At 41.7% G+C, this 17,109-nt stretch carries 17 protein-coding genes; 8 read left to right on the top strand and 9 right to left on the bottom strand.

Annotated features, from left to right (window positions below; genetic code table 11):
- Positions 1 to 22: 22 nt before the first annotated feature.
- From E5A76_RS14950 to pspF, 6 genes are all read right to left on the bottom strand, one after another.
- Positions 23 to 847 (bottom strand): peptide ABC transporter ATP-binding protein, encoded by an 825-nt coding sequence (locus E5A76_RS14950; RefSeq protein ID WP_161119399.1) that lies wholly within the window; start codon positions 845 to 847, stop codon positions 23 to 25.
- Positions 844 to 1,845, bottom strand: coding sequence for a peptide ABC transporter ATP-binding protein (locus tag E5A76_RS14945; protein WP_053988327.1), 1,002 nt, complete (start codon positions 1,843 to 1,845; stop codon positions 844 to 846). Before E5A76_RS14945 ends, E5A76_RS14950 begins: the two co-directional genes overlap by 4 nt.
- A 1-nt stretch (position 1,846) precedes the next feature.
- Positions 1,847 to 2,734, bottom strand: coding sequence for a putrescine export ABC transporter permease SapC (gene sapC / locus E5A76_RS14940; protein ID WP_053988326.1), 888 nt, complete (start codon positions 2,732 to 2,734; stop codon positions 1,847 to 1,849).
- Positions 2,721 to 3,683 (bottom strand): ABC transporter permease, encoded by a 963-nt coding sequence (locus tag E5A76_RS14935; RefSeq protein ID WP_053988325.1) that lies wholly within the window; start codon positions 3,681 to 3,683, stop codon positions 2,721 to 2,723. The genes sapC and E5A76_RS14935 overlap by 14 nt, the downstream gene beginning before the upstream one ends.
- Before the next feature lie 3 nt (positions 3,684 to 3,686).
- On the bottom strand, positions 3,687 to 5,306 hold the full coding sequence (gene sapA, locus E5A76_RS14930) for an ABC transporter substrate-binding protein SapA (protein ID WP_161119398.1): 1,620 nt from the start codon (positions 5,304 to 5,306) through the stop codon (positions 3,687 to 3,689).
- A gap of 137 nt (positions 5,307 to 5,443) precedes the next feature.
- Positions 5,444 to 6,475 carry a phage shock protein operon transcriptional activator gene (pspF, locus tag E5A76_RS14925; RefSeq protein WP_161119397.1) on the bottom strand — a complete coding sequence of 344 codons (1,032 nt, stop codon included), beginning with the start codon at positions 6,473 to 6,475 and terminating at the stop codon, positions 5,444 to 5,446.
- Between the two features lie 209 nt (positions 6,476 to 6,684).
- Here pspF and pspA point away from each other — a divergent pair, with 209 nt between their 5' ends.
- The 7 genes from pspA to tyrR all read left to right on the top strand — a co-directional run bounded on the left by pspA (position 6,685) and on the right by tyrR (position 12,972).
- Entirely contained in the window at positions 6,685 to 7,350 is a 666-nt protein-coding gene (gene pspA / locus E5A76_RS14920; protein ID WP_107165057.1) for a phage shock protein PspA, read from the top strand.
- 55 nt (positions 7,351 to 7,405) lie between these two features.
- Positions 7,406 to 7,633, top strand: coding sequence for an envelope stress response membrane protein PspB (gene pspB, locus E5A76_RS14915; RefSeq protein WP_008986725.1), 228 nt, complete (start codon positions 7,406 to 7,408; stop codon positions 7,631 to 7,633).
- Positions 7,633 to 8,019, top strand: coding sequence for an envelope stress response membrane protein PspC (pspC, locus tag E5A76_RS14910; RefSeq protein WP_053988321.1), 387 nt, complete (start codon positions 7,633 to 7,635; stop codon positions 8,017 to 8,019). Before pspB ends, pspC begins: the two co-directional genes overlap by 1 nt.
- A 157-nt stretch (positions 8,020 to 8,176) precedes the next feature.
- Complete coding sequence (locus E5A76_RS14905; protein WP_161119396.1) at positions 8,177 to 9,574, top strand: YcjX family GTP-binding protein; 1,398 nt, start codon at positions 8,177 to 8,179, stop codon at positions 9,572 to 9,574.
- Positions 9,571 to 10,596 (top strand): YcjF family protein, encoded by a 1,026-nt coding sequence (locus E5A76_RS14900; RefSeq protein ID WP_161119395.1) that lies wholly within the window; start codon positions 9,571 to 9,573, stop codon positions 10,594 to 10,596. Before E5A76_RS14905 ends, E5A76_RS14900 begins: the two co-directional genes overlap by 4 nt.
- Before the next feature lie 84 nt (positions 10,597 to 10,680).
- The gene (locus E5A76_RS14895; RefSeq protein ID WP_161119394.1) at positions 10,681 to 11,181 is read left to right on the top strand and encodes a hypothetical protein; all 501 of its coding nucleotides are present in this window, start codon (positions 10,681 to 10,683) and stop codon (positions 11,179 to 11,181) included.
- 252 nt (positions 11,182 to 11,433) lie between these two features.
- The gene (gene tyrR / locus E5A76_RS14890; protein WP_161119393.1) at positions 11,434 to 12,972 is read left to right on the top strand and encodes a transcriptional regulator TyrR; all 1,539 of its coding nucleotides are present in this window, start codon (positions 11,434 to 11,436) and stop codon (positions 12,970 to 12,972) included.
- 76 nt (positions 12,973 to 13,048) lie between these two features.
- Here the strand turns inward: tyrR and E5A76_RS14885 are convergent, their stop codons facing one another.
- Positions 13,049 to 13,630, bottom strand: coding sequence for a methylated-DNA--[protein]-cysteine S-methyltransferase (locus E5A76_RS14885; protein ID WP_179946517.1), 582 nt, complete (start codon positions 13,628 to 13,630; stop codon positions 13,049 to 13,051).
- Positions 13,631 to 13,713: 83 nt separating this feature from the next.
- On the opposite strand from E5A76_RS14885, the gene rimJ reads away from it, so the two are divergent.
- Positions 13,714 to 14,310: a ribosomal protein S5-alanine N-acetyltransferase gene (gene rimJ, locus E5A76_RS14880; protein ID WP_053988316.1), complete on the top strand. Its 597-nt coding sequence runs from the start codon at positions 13,714 to 13,716 to the stop codon at positions 14,308 to 14,310.
- 68 nt (positions 14,311 to 14,378) lie between these two features.
- Here rimJ and pyk read toward each other — a convergent pair whose 3' ends face one another.
- Entirely contained in the window at positions 14,379 to 15,824 is a 1,446-nt protein-coding gene (pyk, locus tag E5A76_RS14875) for a pyruvate kinase (protein ID WP_053988315.1), read from the bottom strand.
- Positions 15,825 to 16,059: 235 nt separating this feature from the next.
- Positions 16,060 to 16,917: a MurR/RpiR family transcriptional regulator gene (locus E5A76_RS14870; RefSeq protein WP_161119392.1), complete on the bottom strand. Its 858-nt coding sequence runs from the start codon at positions 16,915 to 16,917 to the stop codon at positions 16,060 to 16,062.
- Between the last annotated feature and the right edge of the window lie 192 nt (positions 16,918 to 17,109).

Here is a 17,109-nt window from a genome sequence, read left to right as displayed (position 1 = left end):
GCTATCTAGCGGGCTTTTTGTTTTAGCAACTAATTTTAGGCGTTGTACTAATGATTTTGGTTGTTTTTTCATTAGTTGGAGAGCTGAAGTGGCTATCTAATAATTTCTGTGTCAAAGGATGTTTGGGATCGTTAAAGACGTGCGCTGTGCGTCCTTTTTCTACCACTTCACCATCTTGCATCACCATCACTTTATCGCTGAAGTGTTTTACGACGCCCATATGCTGCGATACATACACGTAAGACAAGCCCATTTCTTCTTGCAGTTCAAGTAACAGGTTTATCATTTGCGATCGCATTGACATATCAAGTCCATTCAAAGCTTCATCAGCGACGATAATACAAGGCTGAAGGATGAGTGCACGAGCAAGAGATACACGTTGCTTTTGACCTGTTGCCAGCATTTGAGGATAGAAATAAGCGTGTTCTGGTAGTAAACCTACTCGCTTTAACGTATCCATGATACGACGCTCTCGCTCTTGTGGCGTCATATTGGTATTACGTTTTAATGGACCTTCCAGAATTCTCCCGATTTGAATACGAGGATTTAGAGATGTATTTGGATCTTGGAAGATCATGCGGATCAGTTTACAGCGCGTTTGGTAATCGCCATTAGATAAAGGTTCACCGTTTACACGGATCACGCCACTGGTTGGCTCCACAACCCCAGATAGCATTTTGGCTAAGGTCGATTTACCTGAACCATTTTCACCCAGAAGGGCAATAGTTTCACCAGCCTCAAGGCTAAAAGAAACGGGTTTCACTGCCTCAATCGTACGGCGGCGGAAAAGACCTGAACGATAGTGGTAATCTTTTTTAAGTTTTTCGACTTCCAGTAACGAACTCATTTGCAGTCTTCCTCCATGTTTAGCGGGAAGTGACAGCTAAACTTATGGTTTTTAATCTTACGGCGCTTTGGTACTTCAACACATTTACGCTGTGCATGAGGACAACGAGGTCCTAAACGGCAACCAATGGGTAAGTGCTGCAGTGGTGGGATTGAGCCCGGCAGTGTTTGTAGTTTGGTTTTATGACCAATATTATCCAAGCTAAAATCTGGCATCGCACGCATTAACGCTTCGGTATAAGGGTGGTGCGGTGACTCTAATAATTGCTTTGAAGTGCCAGATTCTACAGATTGTCCACAGTACATCACGGTAATGCGATCAGCCCACTGGGTCACTGTTGTTAGATCGTGACTGACCAGCAAAATGGTCGTATTACCAAGCTGATTCATGCGACTGAGCAGACGGAAAATCTGTGCTTGTGTAATAGGGTCGAGATCGTTGGTTGGCTCATCGGCAATTAACAGGCGAGGGCGGTTGGCAATCGCCATTGCAATCATAACTTTTTGACATTCACCATCGGTTAATTCGTAAGGGTAGCTACGCATTACACGTTTGTGCTCTTTAATACCTACCTTATGAAGCAGAGCAATAGCTTGCTTTTGACGCCAATGAAAACGTTGCCAAAAATGTCCAGTAAAAGAAGAAGATGGGATCGCTTCTTCTAACTGTTCACCAATGGGTTCTGATGGATCAAGACAGGTTGATGGCTCTTGGAAAATCATTGCCATTTCTCGGCCAACGATTTTTCTGCGCTCACGGTGAGAGAGGGTCAATAAATCAATATCACCTAAGCGCATACGATCAGCACTGACACGCCAGTTATCTTTACAGACACCAGCAATGGCTTTTGCGACTAAGCTTTTGCCTGAGCCTGATTCACCAACGAGACCACGGATTTCACTTTCGTTGATGGTTAAACTCATTCTATCGACAGCTTTTACCATGCCTTGCGGGGTATCAATTTCGATAGTGAGGTTGCGTATATCGAGTAATGGCATGTTAATCAATCCCTGCATTTAGTGCTTGTCGTAGGCCATCGCCCACAAGGTTGACCACTAAAACACTAAACATAATTGCAAGCCCCGGTAGTGTTACTGTCCAAGGTGCTAAGTAAATTAAATCGATAGAATCGCCCAGCATAGCACCCCATTCAGGTTGAGGTGTTTGTGCACCTAAACCAAGGAAACCTAATGCGGCAATATCTAAGATCGCAATAGAAATGGCACGAGTCATCTCTGTAATGATGGTGGTTAAAATGTTCGGCAGAATCGAGTTCCACAATAAGTAGAAGTTATTTGCACCGTCTAGTCGTGCTGCAATGACGTAATCTTTTACCACTTCCGCATGAACGGCAGTATAAACCGCACGGATAAAACGTGGGATCAGTGCTAGCCAAATTGCTAATAAGATATGAGTCTCACCGGGCCCCATGTAAGCCACCACAATGATAGCCAGTAATAGAGAAGGGATAGACAGCACAGTATCTAAAATATGGTTTAAAAAACTCGATTTAAGTCCTTGGCTCATACCTGCCAGAATTCCGATCAATAAACCAATAATGCTAGAAGCAAAAGCAACTAATAAGGCATAACCGAAAGTGAGCTGAGAGCCAATTAACAGACGCGATAAAATATCACGACCTAAATCATCAGTACCGAAGAAAAAGTTAACGTGGCCTGAGTTATCCCATGATGGTGGCATCAGTAATTCGCCGACTTGCTGAATCGCAGAATAAGGCGCTAACCATTGGGCACTAATGGTGATTATTAAGAGAAACAATAAACACCATAGCCCAAACATGGCGAGTGAGTTGGCTCTGAAATTTTGCCACGCACGCTCCCATTGAGTTGGGATAGTTTCTTCTTGGTAGACACTATTTGATGGCATACCATTCCTTCCTTACTAATGGGTTAACCATAGCACCTGCTAAATCCGATAAGATGTTTGCCAATAAAATAAAGCTACCAACTGTTATCACACCCGCTTGAATAGCGACATAGTTTTGATCGGCAATAGCATTAAGTAACCAACGACCAATCCCAGGCCAGTTAAAGATAGATTCAGTTAACATCGCAAATGTCATCATGGCTGCAAATTGCATCCCTAACTTTGGAATAATAGGTGGCAATGCATTTTTCATGGCGTGTCGACGGACAATTTCGAAGGTCGATAAACCTTTGGTCTGTGCGACTTTAATGTAGTTTTTGGTCATGACTTCAGAAATTGATGCGCGAGTTAAGCGGATCACTTCTGTTGTCGGCGCCATGGCTAATACAACAGTAGGCAATACCAGATGTTGTAATGCATTAATAAAAGCTTCCATACGATAAGGTTTGTTGGATAGCAAAATATCAATCAGTGCAAAACCTGTCACATGATCAAACTGGTATAGCAGGCTATAGCGACCAGATACTGGCAACCAGCCAAGATTTAAAGAAAATAACAAAATCAACAACATGGCTAACCAAAACAGAGGGATGGAGTAGCCAAGTAAAGTAACCGATGAAATGATGGTATCAATGGGTTGACCACGATGCACACCGGCAATGGTGCCGAGTGGAATACCCACTAATAGCGACAGAATAAAGGCAAAAAAGCATAGCTCTAATGTTGCAGGGAAAACCGTTAAGATCTCACTGCTAATTGGCGTACCGTTAGCTGTTATTCCAAGATTACCCGAAAGTAGGTTCTCTAAATAAAGGATCCAGCCGCTAAAAAAGCCCTGTTGAGACCATTGAAGTTGGGTATCTAAGCGCAAAATACTAAAGCCGATTAAGGTGAGTATTAATAGCGTGATAACAAATAAATTTAAGCGACGTATCGTATAAATAAACATGCTTTACTCAATTCGATAAACACTGGAAAAAGAACGTGAGCCAAACGGATCCATTTGTAATCCACCAAGGGATTTATTATGGGCTTGGAAATGCACGCCATGGGCAAGTGGGATCACTGGTACTTGCTGATCAATAATGTCTTGCGCTTGTTGATAGTATGCTTGACGTTGGTCTTGCTTATTGGTGCGAAGAGCAATTTCAAGTAAATTATCAAAGCTTAAATCACACCAGTTGGCGACATTTAACCCTGCTTTTTTGGCATTACATGACAAAAGTGGACGCAAGAAGTTATCTGGATCGCCATTATCGGCAATCCAACCCGCTAACACCATGTCATATTTAGTGGTATCGGTTAGACCTACACGACCAATCGTTTCCTGATGATGTAATGCCACATTAACGCCAACCGCTTTTAAATTGGCTTGAATTAATTCAGCGGTTTTACGTGGACTCGGGTTATAAGGCCTTGGCTCTAATGGTACCCACATAGTTAGCACTTGCTTGTAATCATAGCCTGCTGCATCAAGTAATTGCTTGGCTTTTGCTGGATTATAAGAAAGTGCCTTACTGTCATGGTTATATGCCCAAGACATTGGCGGTAAAAGACTTTTTGCTTCAGTTGCGGTGCCGTAATAAACAGAGTTAAGCAGTGTTTTACGATTAATTGCGTAGTTAATTGCTTCACGTACTTCGAGTTTATTGAGCGGCGAACGCTCAGTGTTTAACGCTAAGAAGGAAACGTTCATGCCTGTTTGTGCCAGCAACTTATAGTTGTCATTATTAGAAATAACTGGCAGTTGGCTTGCTACAGGTGAAGATAACACATCACATTCTGAGCTGAGTAATTTGGCTAAGTTGCCCATACCTCGAGCTGAAATATCGAAAACCACTTGCTCCATCGGTGCAGCACCTTGCCAATAGTCATCGTTACGTTTCAGACGGATCAGATCATTGGGAACAAATTGGTCAACATAAAATGGACCAGTCCCAATTGGCTTTGAGTCAATAAGATCGATACGGCCTGATTTTAATAGTTGCTGACCGTATTGTTTTGAGTAAATCACCGCATAGCTAGTCGCTAAGTTAGATAAGAAAGAGTTATCAGGTCGTTTGAGCGTAAATTGAACCGTATGTGCGTCTTTTGCTGTGATCGATTCGATAATGTTGGCAAAACCTAAGCTTTCAAACCAAGGGTAACGACCGCCTGAAATATTGTGGAAAGGATGGTCAGGATCAATGATACGTTCAAAGCTAAATACCACATCATCCGCATTCATTGGGCGTGTTGGAGTGAACCAAGACGTATGTTGGAATGGGACATTATCACGAAGTGTGAAAGTATATACCAAGCCATCATTACTGATCGTCCAGCTTTTTGCGAGATCAGGCAATGGTTTATGGCTAATAGGATCGAGTAACAGCAGGCGATCAAAAATTTGGGCTGAGAGTGTTTCTGCTGTTAGCCCTCCGTCAGTTAACTGTGGGTTTAACGTTGTCGGAGTATCTTGACCGCAATAAACAAAGCCACGACTTTGCTTTACGGTTTCATGTGACGGCTCTTTACAACCCAATAGGCCAAGTAAAGTGAAGCCGGCAATCAAAAGACGACTGTAAGCGCTCATATTTAATAGGCGTTAAATGAAATTAAGTAGATAAATTTAACATTTTTCCCTTAGTGTCACCAAGTTATCCTGCTTTATTTAAAGGGAATTAGGTCAAAACCGTTACTTATCTTAAATAATCAGGATAAATTGATTGATTAATCACCATTTACGGCAATGTCATATTTACGGATCAAGCCTCTCAACTGGTGGTAACTTAAGCATAAAAGCTCAGCCGCTTTCGTTTGATTGTATTTAGCTTGCTCAAGTGCATTATTGATCAGCATGATTTCTTGATCTTGTAAGTATTGGCGCAAATCTAATGGTAGCGTTGTTGTATTTTCGGGTATTGTGCTGTTTTTCTTGGCTGTTGCATCGTCAATAACGTGAGTATTGGGCGCTGTGGTACTCGATTGCCATGCGGTTGCAAAAGGATCGGTGTAAATCTCTTCAATTGCTTGATCTTCAATACCGTTGCGAAACACAGAGCGCTCGACTGCATTTTTTAGTTCACGAATATTACCCGGCCATGGGTAGTCTAATAATTGCTGTTTTGCGTGGTGTGAGAAACCTGCAAAATAACCAAAGCCTAACTCTCGGCACATACGTACTGCATAGTGCTCAGCAAGGGGAAGAATATCTTCTTTGCGTTCACGTAGTGGTGGCAGATGAATAATTTCAAAGGCTAAACGATCGAGTAAATCGGCGCGGAATTTACCTTCTTCAACCAGTTGTGGCAGGTTTTGGTTAGTAGCACAAATTAAACGGACATTAGCTTGGCAAGGCTTACTACCGCCTACACGCTCATATTCTCCGTATTCAATCACACGTAACAACTTTTCTTGCACGCCCATAGGTGCGGTTGCCAATTCATCTAAGAATAAAGTGCCATTTTCTGCACGTTCAAAACGTCCTTGATGACGGCCTTTAGCTCCCGTAAATGACCCGGCTTCATGACCAAACAGTTCAGAATCAATCACGCCTTCGCTTAATGCGGCACAGTTAAGTGTAACCAGAGGGTGATCCCAACGTTTAGATAAATAGTGCACACGTTGTGCGATTAACTCTTTACCTGTACCACGTTCACCCAAAATGAGGATAGGGCGATTAAGCGGTGCTAGGCGTGATGCTTGATCGAGCACACTTAAGAACGCTTCAGATTCACCGATTAAGTTTTCTGTTTTACGCATTGGTTAATCTCACTAAAAATTGGTTAAAATCACTATATCATAGTAATAGCTAAAATTGACTTAATTTTAAGTTGTTGTAATTTAAGGATATAAAAGTTGGCACACTACTTGATATATCTAGGTGGTAACACAACTAAATTAAGTTAGTATCACTATATAAACCTGTAAGCGTGATCACTGTGAAATGGGTTTAATCAAGGAGTTTAATGATGGGTATTTTTTCTCGTTTTGCTGATATCGTAAATGCTAACGTGAATGCGTTACTGGATAAGGCTGAAGATCCTCAAAAACTAATTCGCCTGATCATTCAGGAGATGGAAGACACATTAGTTGAAGTTCGTACTTCTTCAGCACGTGCGCTTGCTGATAAAAAAGAGTTACACCGTCGTATTCAAGCGATCGAATCACAAATTGAAGATTGGCAAGGTAAAGCGAGCCTAGCGTTACAAAAAGGTCGTGAAGATTTAGCGCGTGCGGCACTGATTGAAAAACAAAAACTATCAGATGTAGTACTAACGCTGAACGAAGAATATAAGTTGGTTGAAGAAACCATTGAAAAATTATCGCTAGAAGTGGCTGAGCTTGAACGTAAATTACAAGAAACGCGTGCACGTCAACAAGCCTTAGTGACTCGCCATAAAGCGGCTGGTACACGTCGTGAAGTTCGTCGCCAGTTAGATACCAGCAAAGTAGATGAAGCGATGTCGAAGTTCGAACAATATGAGCGTCGTATCGATGAAATGGAAGCAGAAGCAGATAGCTATAGCTTTGGTCGTGGTAAAAGCTTAGAGTCAGAATTTGCTGATTTACAAGCACAAGACGAAATTGAAAAAGAACTTGAGCGCCTAAAAGCGAACATCAAGGATAAAGAATAAGCACAACGAAAAAGCGTCGTTGTATCATTAATTCTGCGCGAAAGGAGAATAAAAAATGTCGATGGGTTTTATTAGCGTTCCATTAGTGGTGTTCATGATTGTTGTCGCACCACTATGGTTAATCCTTCACTATCGTAGTAAACGTCAAGCCGGTGAAGGGCTGTCAGGTGAGGATCAGAAAAAGTTAGAGACCTTGGTGGCACGCGCAGAAGATATGCAAGAACGTATTGTCACGTTAGAGCGTATTCTTGATGCGGAAGTGCCAAGATGGAGGCAAAAATAATGAGCAAAACCTTATACCGTGATCCTAAGAAAGGAAAGCTAGGTGGGGTATGTGCTGGATTAGCGGAGTATTTCGGCGTAGAAATCTGGTTAATGCGTATCCTTGCGGTTTCTGCTTTTCTTCTTGGATTAGGCTTTTTTGCTACCTTAGCTTACATTGCCGCTTGGTTGATTTTAGATAAGATGCCACCGCAACGAAAAGAGCAACAAGATCAGTATACCGAGCATAACGTAAAGCAAAAACCATGGCAGGCTGGGCGTTCTGCTCATCAAATCTTGCAAAGTGTTGAGTCTGAGCTTGATACCGCAGAGAAAAAAGTACAGCGCATGGAAGCTTATGTAACCTCATCTGCATTTAAAGTAGATCGTGAATTTAGCAAGCTTTAACTGTTGATAGAGTAAATGGCGATAAGCAGGTACTGATAATGTTCAGACCTGCTTTTTTTTGTCAGAAAGGCGTAATATAGAGTAATCGCTTTATTGATATTTTTTAGAATAAAGTTGTTAAACCTAAGAAATAAAACGAAAAAAGTTAGGGTTAGTAATGAATCGAATTAGTAATGAGTTGAACAAAATCGTAAATCGTAGCTTAGATAGACATGTTCGACTTGCAGTAACGGGGTTATCTCGAGCAGGTAAAACTGCATTTATCACCTCTTTAATTAACCAATTACTGCATGTGAGTACGAATGCACGTTTACCTATGTTCAGTGCGGTGCGTGACGGCTATTTATTAGGGGCTAAACGTGTTCCGCAATTAGATTTGCACGTGCCTAAATTTGGTTACGATGAAGGCATGCAATCTATTTTATCGACACCGCCAGCTTGGCCAGAGCCAACACGTGATGTTAGTCAAACGCGTTTAGCACTGCGTTATAAGCCACAAAAAGGGGCGTTGAAGCTATTTCAAGATACTGCCACCTTGTACCTCGATATTATTGATTATCCGGGTGAGTGGTTATTGGATTTACCACTGTTAGATTTAGATTTTCTTGCGTGGTCAAAACAGCAAAGCCAAGTGTTAAAAGGGAAACGTCTTGAATTGGCGGCTGATTGGTTAGCACTAACGGAAAGCTTTGATCCATTTGCCCCCGCTGATGAAAAGCAAATTGAGCAGATTTCAGCCGCATTTACGGCATACCTACATCAATGTAAAGCGGAAGGTGGGCTACATTGGGTACAACCGGGGCGTTTTGTGTTGCCAGGTGAATTGGCAGGCGCGCCTGTATTGCAGTTTTTCCCATTGCTTTGGGATCAAAAATACACTGAAAAACAATTGTTAGATGCCGATGAGAATAGCAATATTGGTATGTTACGCAGTCGCTATAAGTATTATCAGCAACACGTAGTAAAAGCGTTTTATAACGATCATTTTTCTAAGTTTGATCGTCAAATAATCTTAGTTGATTGTTTGCAGCCACTAAATGCAGGGCCAGAATCATTTAATGATATGCGCCAAGCGTTAGATCAATTGATGCAAAGCTTTAAATATGGTCGAAGTTCTTTGCTGCGACGTTTGTTCTCACCACGGATTGATAAAGTGTTATTTGCTGCAACGAAAGCGGATCACATAACGCCAGAGCAACATCCTAACTTAGTGGGGCTATTACAGCAGCTAGTGAACGAAGCGTGGCAAACGGCATCGTTTGAAGGCATTAATATGGACTGTGTGAGCTTGGCGTCGATTCAAGCCACAGAGCCAGGGTTCGTAACCCACCAAGGTCAGCAAGTCCCTGCATTACGTGGCTCTGATATGGCTGGAAATCCACAAACATTGTTTCCTGGTGAAGTGCCAAAGCGTTTACCAAACGAGGCTTTCTGGCAACAACATAGCTTTGATTTTATTAATTTCCGTCCATTACCACAGCAAAGTGACGAACCGTTACCGCATATCCGAATGGATAAAGCACTTGAGTATTTGCTGGGAGATAAATTGCAATGAGTGATCAACTTAAAAGTAAAATTGTCTTTGATGAGCCAACTGCTCAAGTTGAGCAATTGAATATTGCGTCAAAATTAGAGTTTGCAGAAAAATCTGACTTTCTACCGGATGTGACTCAAGAACCAGAAACAGAAGTTGAACAAGACTTAAAACAGGTACTGGCAGCGAAACCGAAACGTCGTTATGGTTTTTTTAAAGCGTTAGCGGTGGCTGGTGCTGCAATGGTGGGGTGGCAAACAGTTGATCACGTAGTCACTGCGTATCAAACTGCAGATTGGCTATCACTAGGCTGGAGCGCCATTGTTGCAGGTGTTGCGGTCGCTGGTATTAGTGCGCTTGGGCGTGAATTCTTTAAGTTACGTCGCTTGAAGTTACGCCAAACTGAGCGTGATGAAGCACAAATCTTGTTGGATGGGGACGGCATTGGTCATGGTAAAGCATTCTGTATCAAGCTTGCTCAGCATAGCCATATTAGTAGCGATAATCATGGTTACGATCGTTGGATTAATTCATTAGATGCCACTCATAACGATCGTGAAGTGTTAGAACTGTACGATCATCTTGTGGTCAGTCAGCAAGATAAATTGGCTCGAAAGCTGGTGGCAAAATACTCCAGTGATGCGGCGGTCATGGTGGCATTAAGTCCGTTAGCGGTGGCAGATATGTTGCTAGTAGCTTGGCGTAACTTACGATTAATTGAGCAGATCTCCCGTGTTTATGGGGTTGAGCTTGGTTATTGGTCACGCATTAAATTGCTGAAGTTAGTATTAGCTAACATGGCATTTGCTGGTGCATCAGAGGTTATCACCGATCTGGGTATGGACATGCTGTCGATGGATTTAGCAGGTCGCATGTCAACGCGTGTAGCACAAGGGGTGAGTATTGGCTTACTAACAGGACGATTAGGACTTAAAGCAATTGGTTTAATGCGTCCATTGCCTTGGTTACCGGGGGAGCAGCCTAAGTTAAGTGAGATCAGAAAAGATCTTGTCGCTCAGCTGACACATAAAAAAGATGATTAAAAGGTAGTCTTTTCAAATAATTAACATATAAGCTTATCGGTAACGGTAAGCTTATTTTTTATCTAAAGGAACATAGGGAATAAAATGAAAAAAACGACGCTACTATTGCCATTAGCTTTTTTATTATTTGGCTGTGATGCGCAAACATCTGCAACGAAAACAATTGATGCCTCAACGGTTGAGCAATGTAGCCAAGGTGAATATGCCTATTCTTTGCCAGTTGATCTGGAAAAATATACTCACGCGATGGCGCTATTTAGCCAAGAAGGGGGTGATAACCCTTATTCAACGACAAAATTTGAGCAAACGTGTCAGTCATTGCCACAAGTTGAAGACAAATTAGCGTATATAGCAGAGCAAAGTGCGCAAGCCACCTTGCCACATCCAGAAGCTGGCAAAGTGCTTTATTTTAAACAAGTTGATGATACGGCTTATGTTGTATTAGCAGCGCAAGAAGATGGATGGGCTGGGGTATCAGCCGCAATGGCAGCAGCAGAGCCTGTTATCACACGTAATATTCAGTTGAACAGTGCAATTAAGCATGTCACGTTTGGCTATGCGCCCGGAGATGAAAAACAAAGCTAACGAAGATATTTGTCAAACGCAGACAGCGTTATCATCTATTGAGAATAAATGGTGGAAATTGGCTTACTCATCACCATTTAATCTCATATCTTAGATTTCTATCTTGACTATAAATAGGCTTGATAGCACACTGCGTGAATGTCACGTTAAGTTGACAACCCGAATGTTACCTCTTCTAAGTTATTATAATTTAATTGATTTTTTAAAACTTAGTTGAGTCAAGAATAGGCTACATCTAAGAAGGCGACAGGTATGAGGCTACAGGTATTTTGTGAAGATCGAGTTGGTATGACTCGCGAGCTGCTAGATATTCTGACTAGTCAGGAGATTGATCTTCGAGGGATAGAAATTGATCGTGTAGGTATTATTTACCTTAATTGTCCCGAAATTGAATTTGAGCAGTTTAGCCAATTAATGTCACAGATTAGACAGTTAGATGGTGTAACCGATGTCAGAAAAATTAGCTTCATGCCGAGTGAGCGTGAACATACAGAGCTTTCTGCACTGCTACAAACACTGCCAGATCCCTTCTTTTCTATCGATCTTAACGGCAAAATTGATTTTGCTAACCAAGCTGCTGAAAGGCTGATGACCCATCATTATAGCTCGCTTCACAATGAAAGTATCCATACATTATTGGGCTTTAATGTTCAGCGTTGGTTAGATAAAAAACATGCTGAAAAGCATACCGAAATGGTCGTGATTGCAGGGCTTGATTACCAAATGGAAGTGATGCCAGTTTACATTAATGATGAAACTGATGCCCCTGTACTTGCTAGTGCATTGATTTTGTTGAAGTCCTTGTCTGAAGCGACGATGCCTATTGTGACTCGTCAACTAGACGGAGATAGTGGTTTTGAGCATTTAGTCGGTCACTCTTCTCGTTTTAAGCATTTAGTGGCGCAAGCGAAGAAATTGGCATTGCTTGATGCCCCCTTGTTGATCCAAGGTGAAACGGGTACGGGTAAAGAAATGTTAGCGCGTGCTTGTCACCAACGTTCTACGCGACGTGATAAGCCATTTTTGGTTGTAAACTGTGTGTCTATGCCTGATAACGCGGCTGAAACTGAGTTATTTGGTTTTGCAGGTAGTGCGACTGAGCCAAGTAAAAAAGGCATTTTTGAACAAGCAGATGGCGGTACGGTTTTCTTGTATGAAATTGGCGAGATGTCAAAGCACTTACAAATTAAGCTACTACGTTTTTTACAAGATGGTACGTTCCGTCGTGTAGGCGAAGAAGCAGAGAAGAAAGTGAATCTTCGTGTTATTTGTTCGACTCAAAAGAAACTACCCGATTTGGTTGCTGCAGGTGATTTTCGTGAAGATTTGTATTATCGCTTGAATGTATTAGCTTTAGTTGTGCCACCGTTACGTGAGCGTAGTGCTGATATCGTACCTTTAGCTGAGTTATTCCTTACTCAGTTATCACAAGAATTGCATCAAGCAAAACCGCAAATATCTGAAGAGTTAGCAGAATACCTTAAACAATATGCTTGGCCGGGCAATATTCGTCAGCTTCGTAATGTGTTATTCCGCGCTATGACGCAATTAGATAGTAGTGTTATGACCTCTGATGATGTGCAGTTACCTGAAAATGAATCGAGCAGTATTATTAGTGATGAAACGCTAGATGGCTCATTAGATGAGATCATGAAACGTTATGAATCAGGTATTTTATCTAACCTTTATCGTAGCTATCCGTCTACCCGTAAGCTGGCAAAGCGATTAGGGGTTTCACATACCGCTGTTGCCAATAAATTGCGTGAATATGGTTTAACAAAACGTAACTAATCGCCAGTTCAGAAAAGAAAAAAGAGATAATTTAATTATCTCTTTTTTTATGAATTTAGCATAAGTAGGGATAGCGTTAGGCTAGTTCATGCTGGTGGTCTTCAATCAAGATGGTTTTTCCAGATTCAAGCGCTAACAGAAGGGCAACCATATCAGCACCATAGCGGTAACCACATAGGTTTTGATCGCTGTTAAGGACACGGTGACAAGGGATGATGATGGGAATAGGATTAACGTTTTTCGCCATTCCGATAGCTTGGCTAGCAGCAGGGTTACCAATATCAAGAGCGATTTGTTCGTAACTGGATGTTTTACCAAAAGGGATATCGGCAATGGCATGCCAAATTTGCTGTTGGAACAGCGTTCCTTGAGGAGCGAGTGGGAAAGTGAAGCGTTGGCGAGTGCCTAAGAGATATTCTTTTAGCTGTCTAATGAAGGGTTCCATAAAGCTTGGGTTATGTTGCCATGACTCATCAGGCATATAACCGGGGCTATTGACCGTTAACCTTCTCAAGCCTTGGTGATCGGCTAACAGCATGATGCTGCCTAATTCAGTTTCTATACAATCGTAATACATCCATAACTCACTAAATGCGTTAGTAATTAATAACATTGCTGAGCTAAGATTAACAGATAACAGTTTGATAACATATAACAATCTGTTTATTAGTTATGCTAATCTTACGATAGCTTCAACGCTCAGCACCTCTCTTATTAACATCCTTGTGTCGAGGTAATAGTTTGTTCCATTCAATTATAAACCGTTCATCAACGATTGTGCTTGATGATATAAAAATTCGACTGATTTCTAGTCAGGATGTAGCAAAAATCACTGTTTATTATCAAAAAAATAGAGCCTTTCTAAAAGCGTGGGAGCCAGTTAGAAACGAACTGTTTTTTTCCGAGCTTGGATGGCAGAAAAGGGTTGAGCAAATTGCTACATTGCATCGTCATGAAATGGCTTTTTACTTTGTGATTGAAGACAAAGAAACCCATGACATCATTGGTGTGATCAACTATAGCAACCTAGTGAAATTCCCGTTTCATGCCTGTCATGTCGGTTATTCTCTCGATCAGGACTATCAAGGACGCGCAATTATGCGACGAGCATTGAAAGAAACCGTGAGCTGGATGTTTGAAGTAAAAGGGTTTCATCGCATTATGGCAGCCTATATGCCGCATAATGAGAAGAGTGCCAGTGTGTTACATGCAGTGGGTTTTGAAAAAGAGGGGCTTGCTAAAGATTACTTATTAATTGATGGCCAGTGGCAAGATCATGTTTTAACGTCACTAATTAACCACCAATGGTCAGCACCTGTAACTTGGTCTGCATCTTAATCTTTTGTTAAGTAAGAATAAAAAAAGGCAACACAAGGTTGCCTTTTTTGATCTCGCTGGGTGAGTGATTACTCAACGGTTAGGATACGCATGTTGTTTGTTGAACCAACTGTATCCATTACGTCACCTTGAGTAATGATCACAAGATCACCTACTTGAACAAAACCTGCATCACGTAGTACGTCTAATGCATGTTTTGCCGCTTCTAGACCAGCATCGCTATCACGATTGAAGTAAACCGGAGTAACACCACGGTAAAGTGCTGCTTGGTTTAGGGTATTTTCGTTACGAGATAAAGCGAAAATAGGTAGACCAGAAGAAATACGAGACATCATCAGTGGAGTGCGACCTGATTCTGTCATTGCCACCATCGCTTTTACGCCAGCCATGTGGTTAGCTGCGTACATTGTTGACATCGCAATCGTTTCTTCAGGTGAAGTAAATGAGCGATCTAAACGGTGGTTAGACACGTTAATGCTAGGCTCTTTTTCTGCACCTAGACATACGCTAGCCATTGCTTTCACTGTTTCTTCAGGGAACTGACCCGCCGCAGTTTCAGCTGAAAGCATTACCGCATCAGTACCATCTAGTACGGCGTTAGCCACGTCCATCACTTCTGCACGTGTTGGCATTGGGCTAGTGATCATTGATTCCATCATTTGCGTTGCCGTAATAACCGTACGGTTTAGGCTGCGTGCACGACGGATAAGTTTCTTTTGAACACCAACTAGCTCTGGATCGCCAATTTCAACACCAAGATCACCACGTGCAACCATTACAACGTCAGATGCAAGAATGATGTCATCCATTGCTTCGGTTGTTGCTACCGCTTCAGCACGCTCAACTTTAGCGACTAATTTTGCATTTAGCCCTGCTTCAGTTGCTAGGCGACGTGCATACTTCATGTCTTCGCCGTTACGCGGGAAAGAAACCGCTAGGTAATCTACACCCATAGCCGCTGCTGTAATGATGTCTGCTTTATCTTTGTCTGTTAGGGCTTCAGCAGAAAGGCCACCACCTTTTTTGTTGATACCCTTGTTGTTTGAAAGAGGGCCTGCAACGGTTACTTCAGTGTGAACTTTATTGCCTTCAACAGCCGTTACTTTTAATTGAACACGACCGTCATCAAGTAACAGAATGTCACCAGTTGTTACGTCTTTAGGTAGTTCTTTGTAGTCAAGACCGACAGCGAATTGATCGCCTTCACCTTTTGGAAGATCGCTATCTAGAGTGAATTTATCACCAATAGCGAGTTGGATTTTGCCATCTTTAAACGTAGATACACGGATTTTTGGACCTTGTAAGTCACCTAGAATTGCTACGTTTTTGCCTAGTTTTGCTGCAATCTCACGTACTTGTTTAGTACGTTGAATATGATCTTCCGGACTACCGTGAGAGAAGTTCATACGTACAACGTTTGCACCTGCGGCAATGATCTTTTCAAGATTATTATCACGATCAGTTGCAGGACCAAGGGTGGTTACAATTTTTGTACGTCTTAGGCGTTCAGACATGTGAAACTCCATTATATTGAAACGGGTTTTATTGATACTTAGCAGAAGTCAGTGTGGCTAAGTCAGCAATAAAACTTGAGATAGTTTTGATATCATATCTCGCTTATTGGGCTAAATGATGTATATCAAAAGACGATAAACTGTCACTGCTTTTATTCTCGTTAGTTGTAACAAAACGTATGTAACGAGATTGTTGCAACAAAAAAGCGAAGCTTAAAGCTTCGCTTTCAATGGGTTACAAGCTAGGACTATCTTTGGAAAAACGGGAGTCTTTTAAAGACTCTTTCACGCGTTTTAAGTTATTTCTAAAACCTGCACCACGACGTAGCGTAAAGCCTGTCGCTAACACATCAATAACGGTCATCTGTACAACACGACTCGCCATTGGCATATAAATATCAGTATCTTCTGGCACATCTAAGCAAATAGACAGGGAGCATTCACGCTCTAAAGGCGAGTCTTTTGCTGTAATACCGATAACGGTAGCGCCATTAATACGTGCCATTTGCGCAATTTCAACCAAACTCTTAGTTCGACCAGTGTGGGAAATCACTACAACTACATCACCGTCAGAGCAGTTAATCACGCTCATGCGTTGCATCACAATATCATCAAAACAAACGATAGGAATGTTGAAACGGAAAAACTTATTTTGCGCATCATGAGCAACAGATGCTGATGCACCTAATCCGAAGAAAGAGATTTTTTTGGCTTGAGTGAGCAGATCAACGGCGCGGTTAATTTGCATAGAATCCAAGCTATTTTTGGCAACATCTAAACAAGCCATAGTGGATTCAAAAATTTTTGCCGTGTATGCCTCTGGGCCATCGGTTTCTTCAACATTACGGTTTACGTAAGGTGTACCGTTAGCCAAACTTTGCGCCAAATGCAGTTTAAAATCAGGGAAGCCTTTAGTATCTAAACGACGACAAAAGCGGTTAACCGTAGGTTCACTGACATCAGCCATTTTTGCGAGGGTCGCAATGCTTGAGTGAATGGCGGTTTGAGGGGAGGCAATAATAACTTCGGCGACTTTTCGTTCGGATTTACTGAAGTGTTCTAAGTTATTTTGAATTTTTTCTATGGTATTCATAGCTAGTCATGCACTTCGTTATTGAATTTCATTTGTAGCAAACTTGTCATCAAGATGCGTCTTTAATGAAACTATACTACTTAATTTTGATTATATCCTAGCTAATCGGGGGATATTGCGGGCTAATTTTATGAGTTTATGACCGGGATCGCCTTTTGGCTTTCAGTTTTGAAACCCTGTGCGATGAATAAT

It is taken from the genome of Photobacterium lucens (assembly GCF_009873615.1).
In the GTDB taxonomy this organism is placed as follows: domain Bacteria; phylum Pseudomonadota; class Gammaproteobacteria; order Enterobacterales; family Vibrionaceae; genus Photobacterium; species Photobacterium lucens.
Note: the sequence above shows the minus strand (reverse complement) of the source record. Positions and strands in the feature narration are given on the sequence as shown.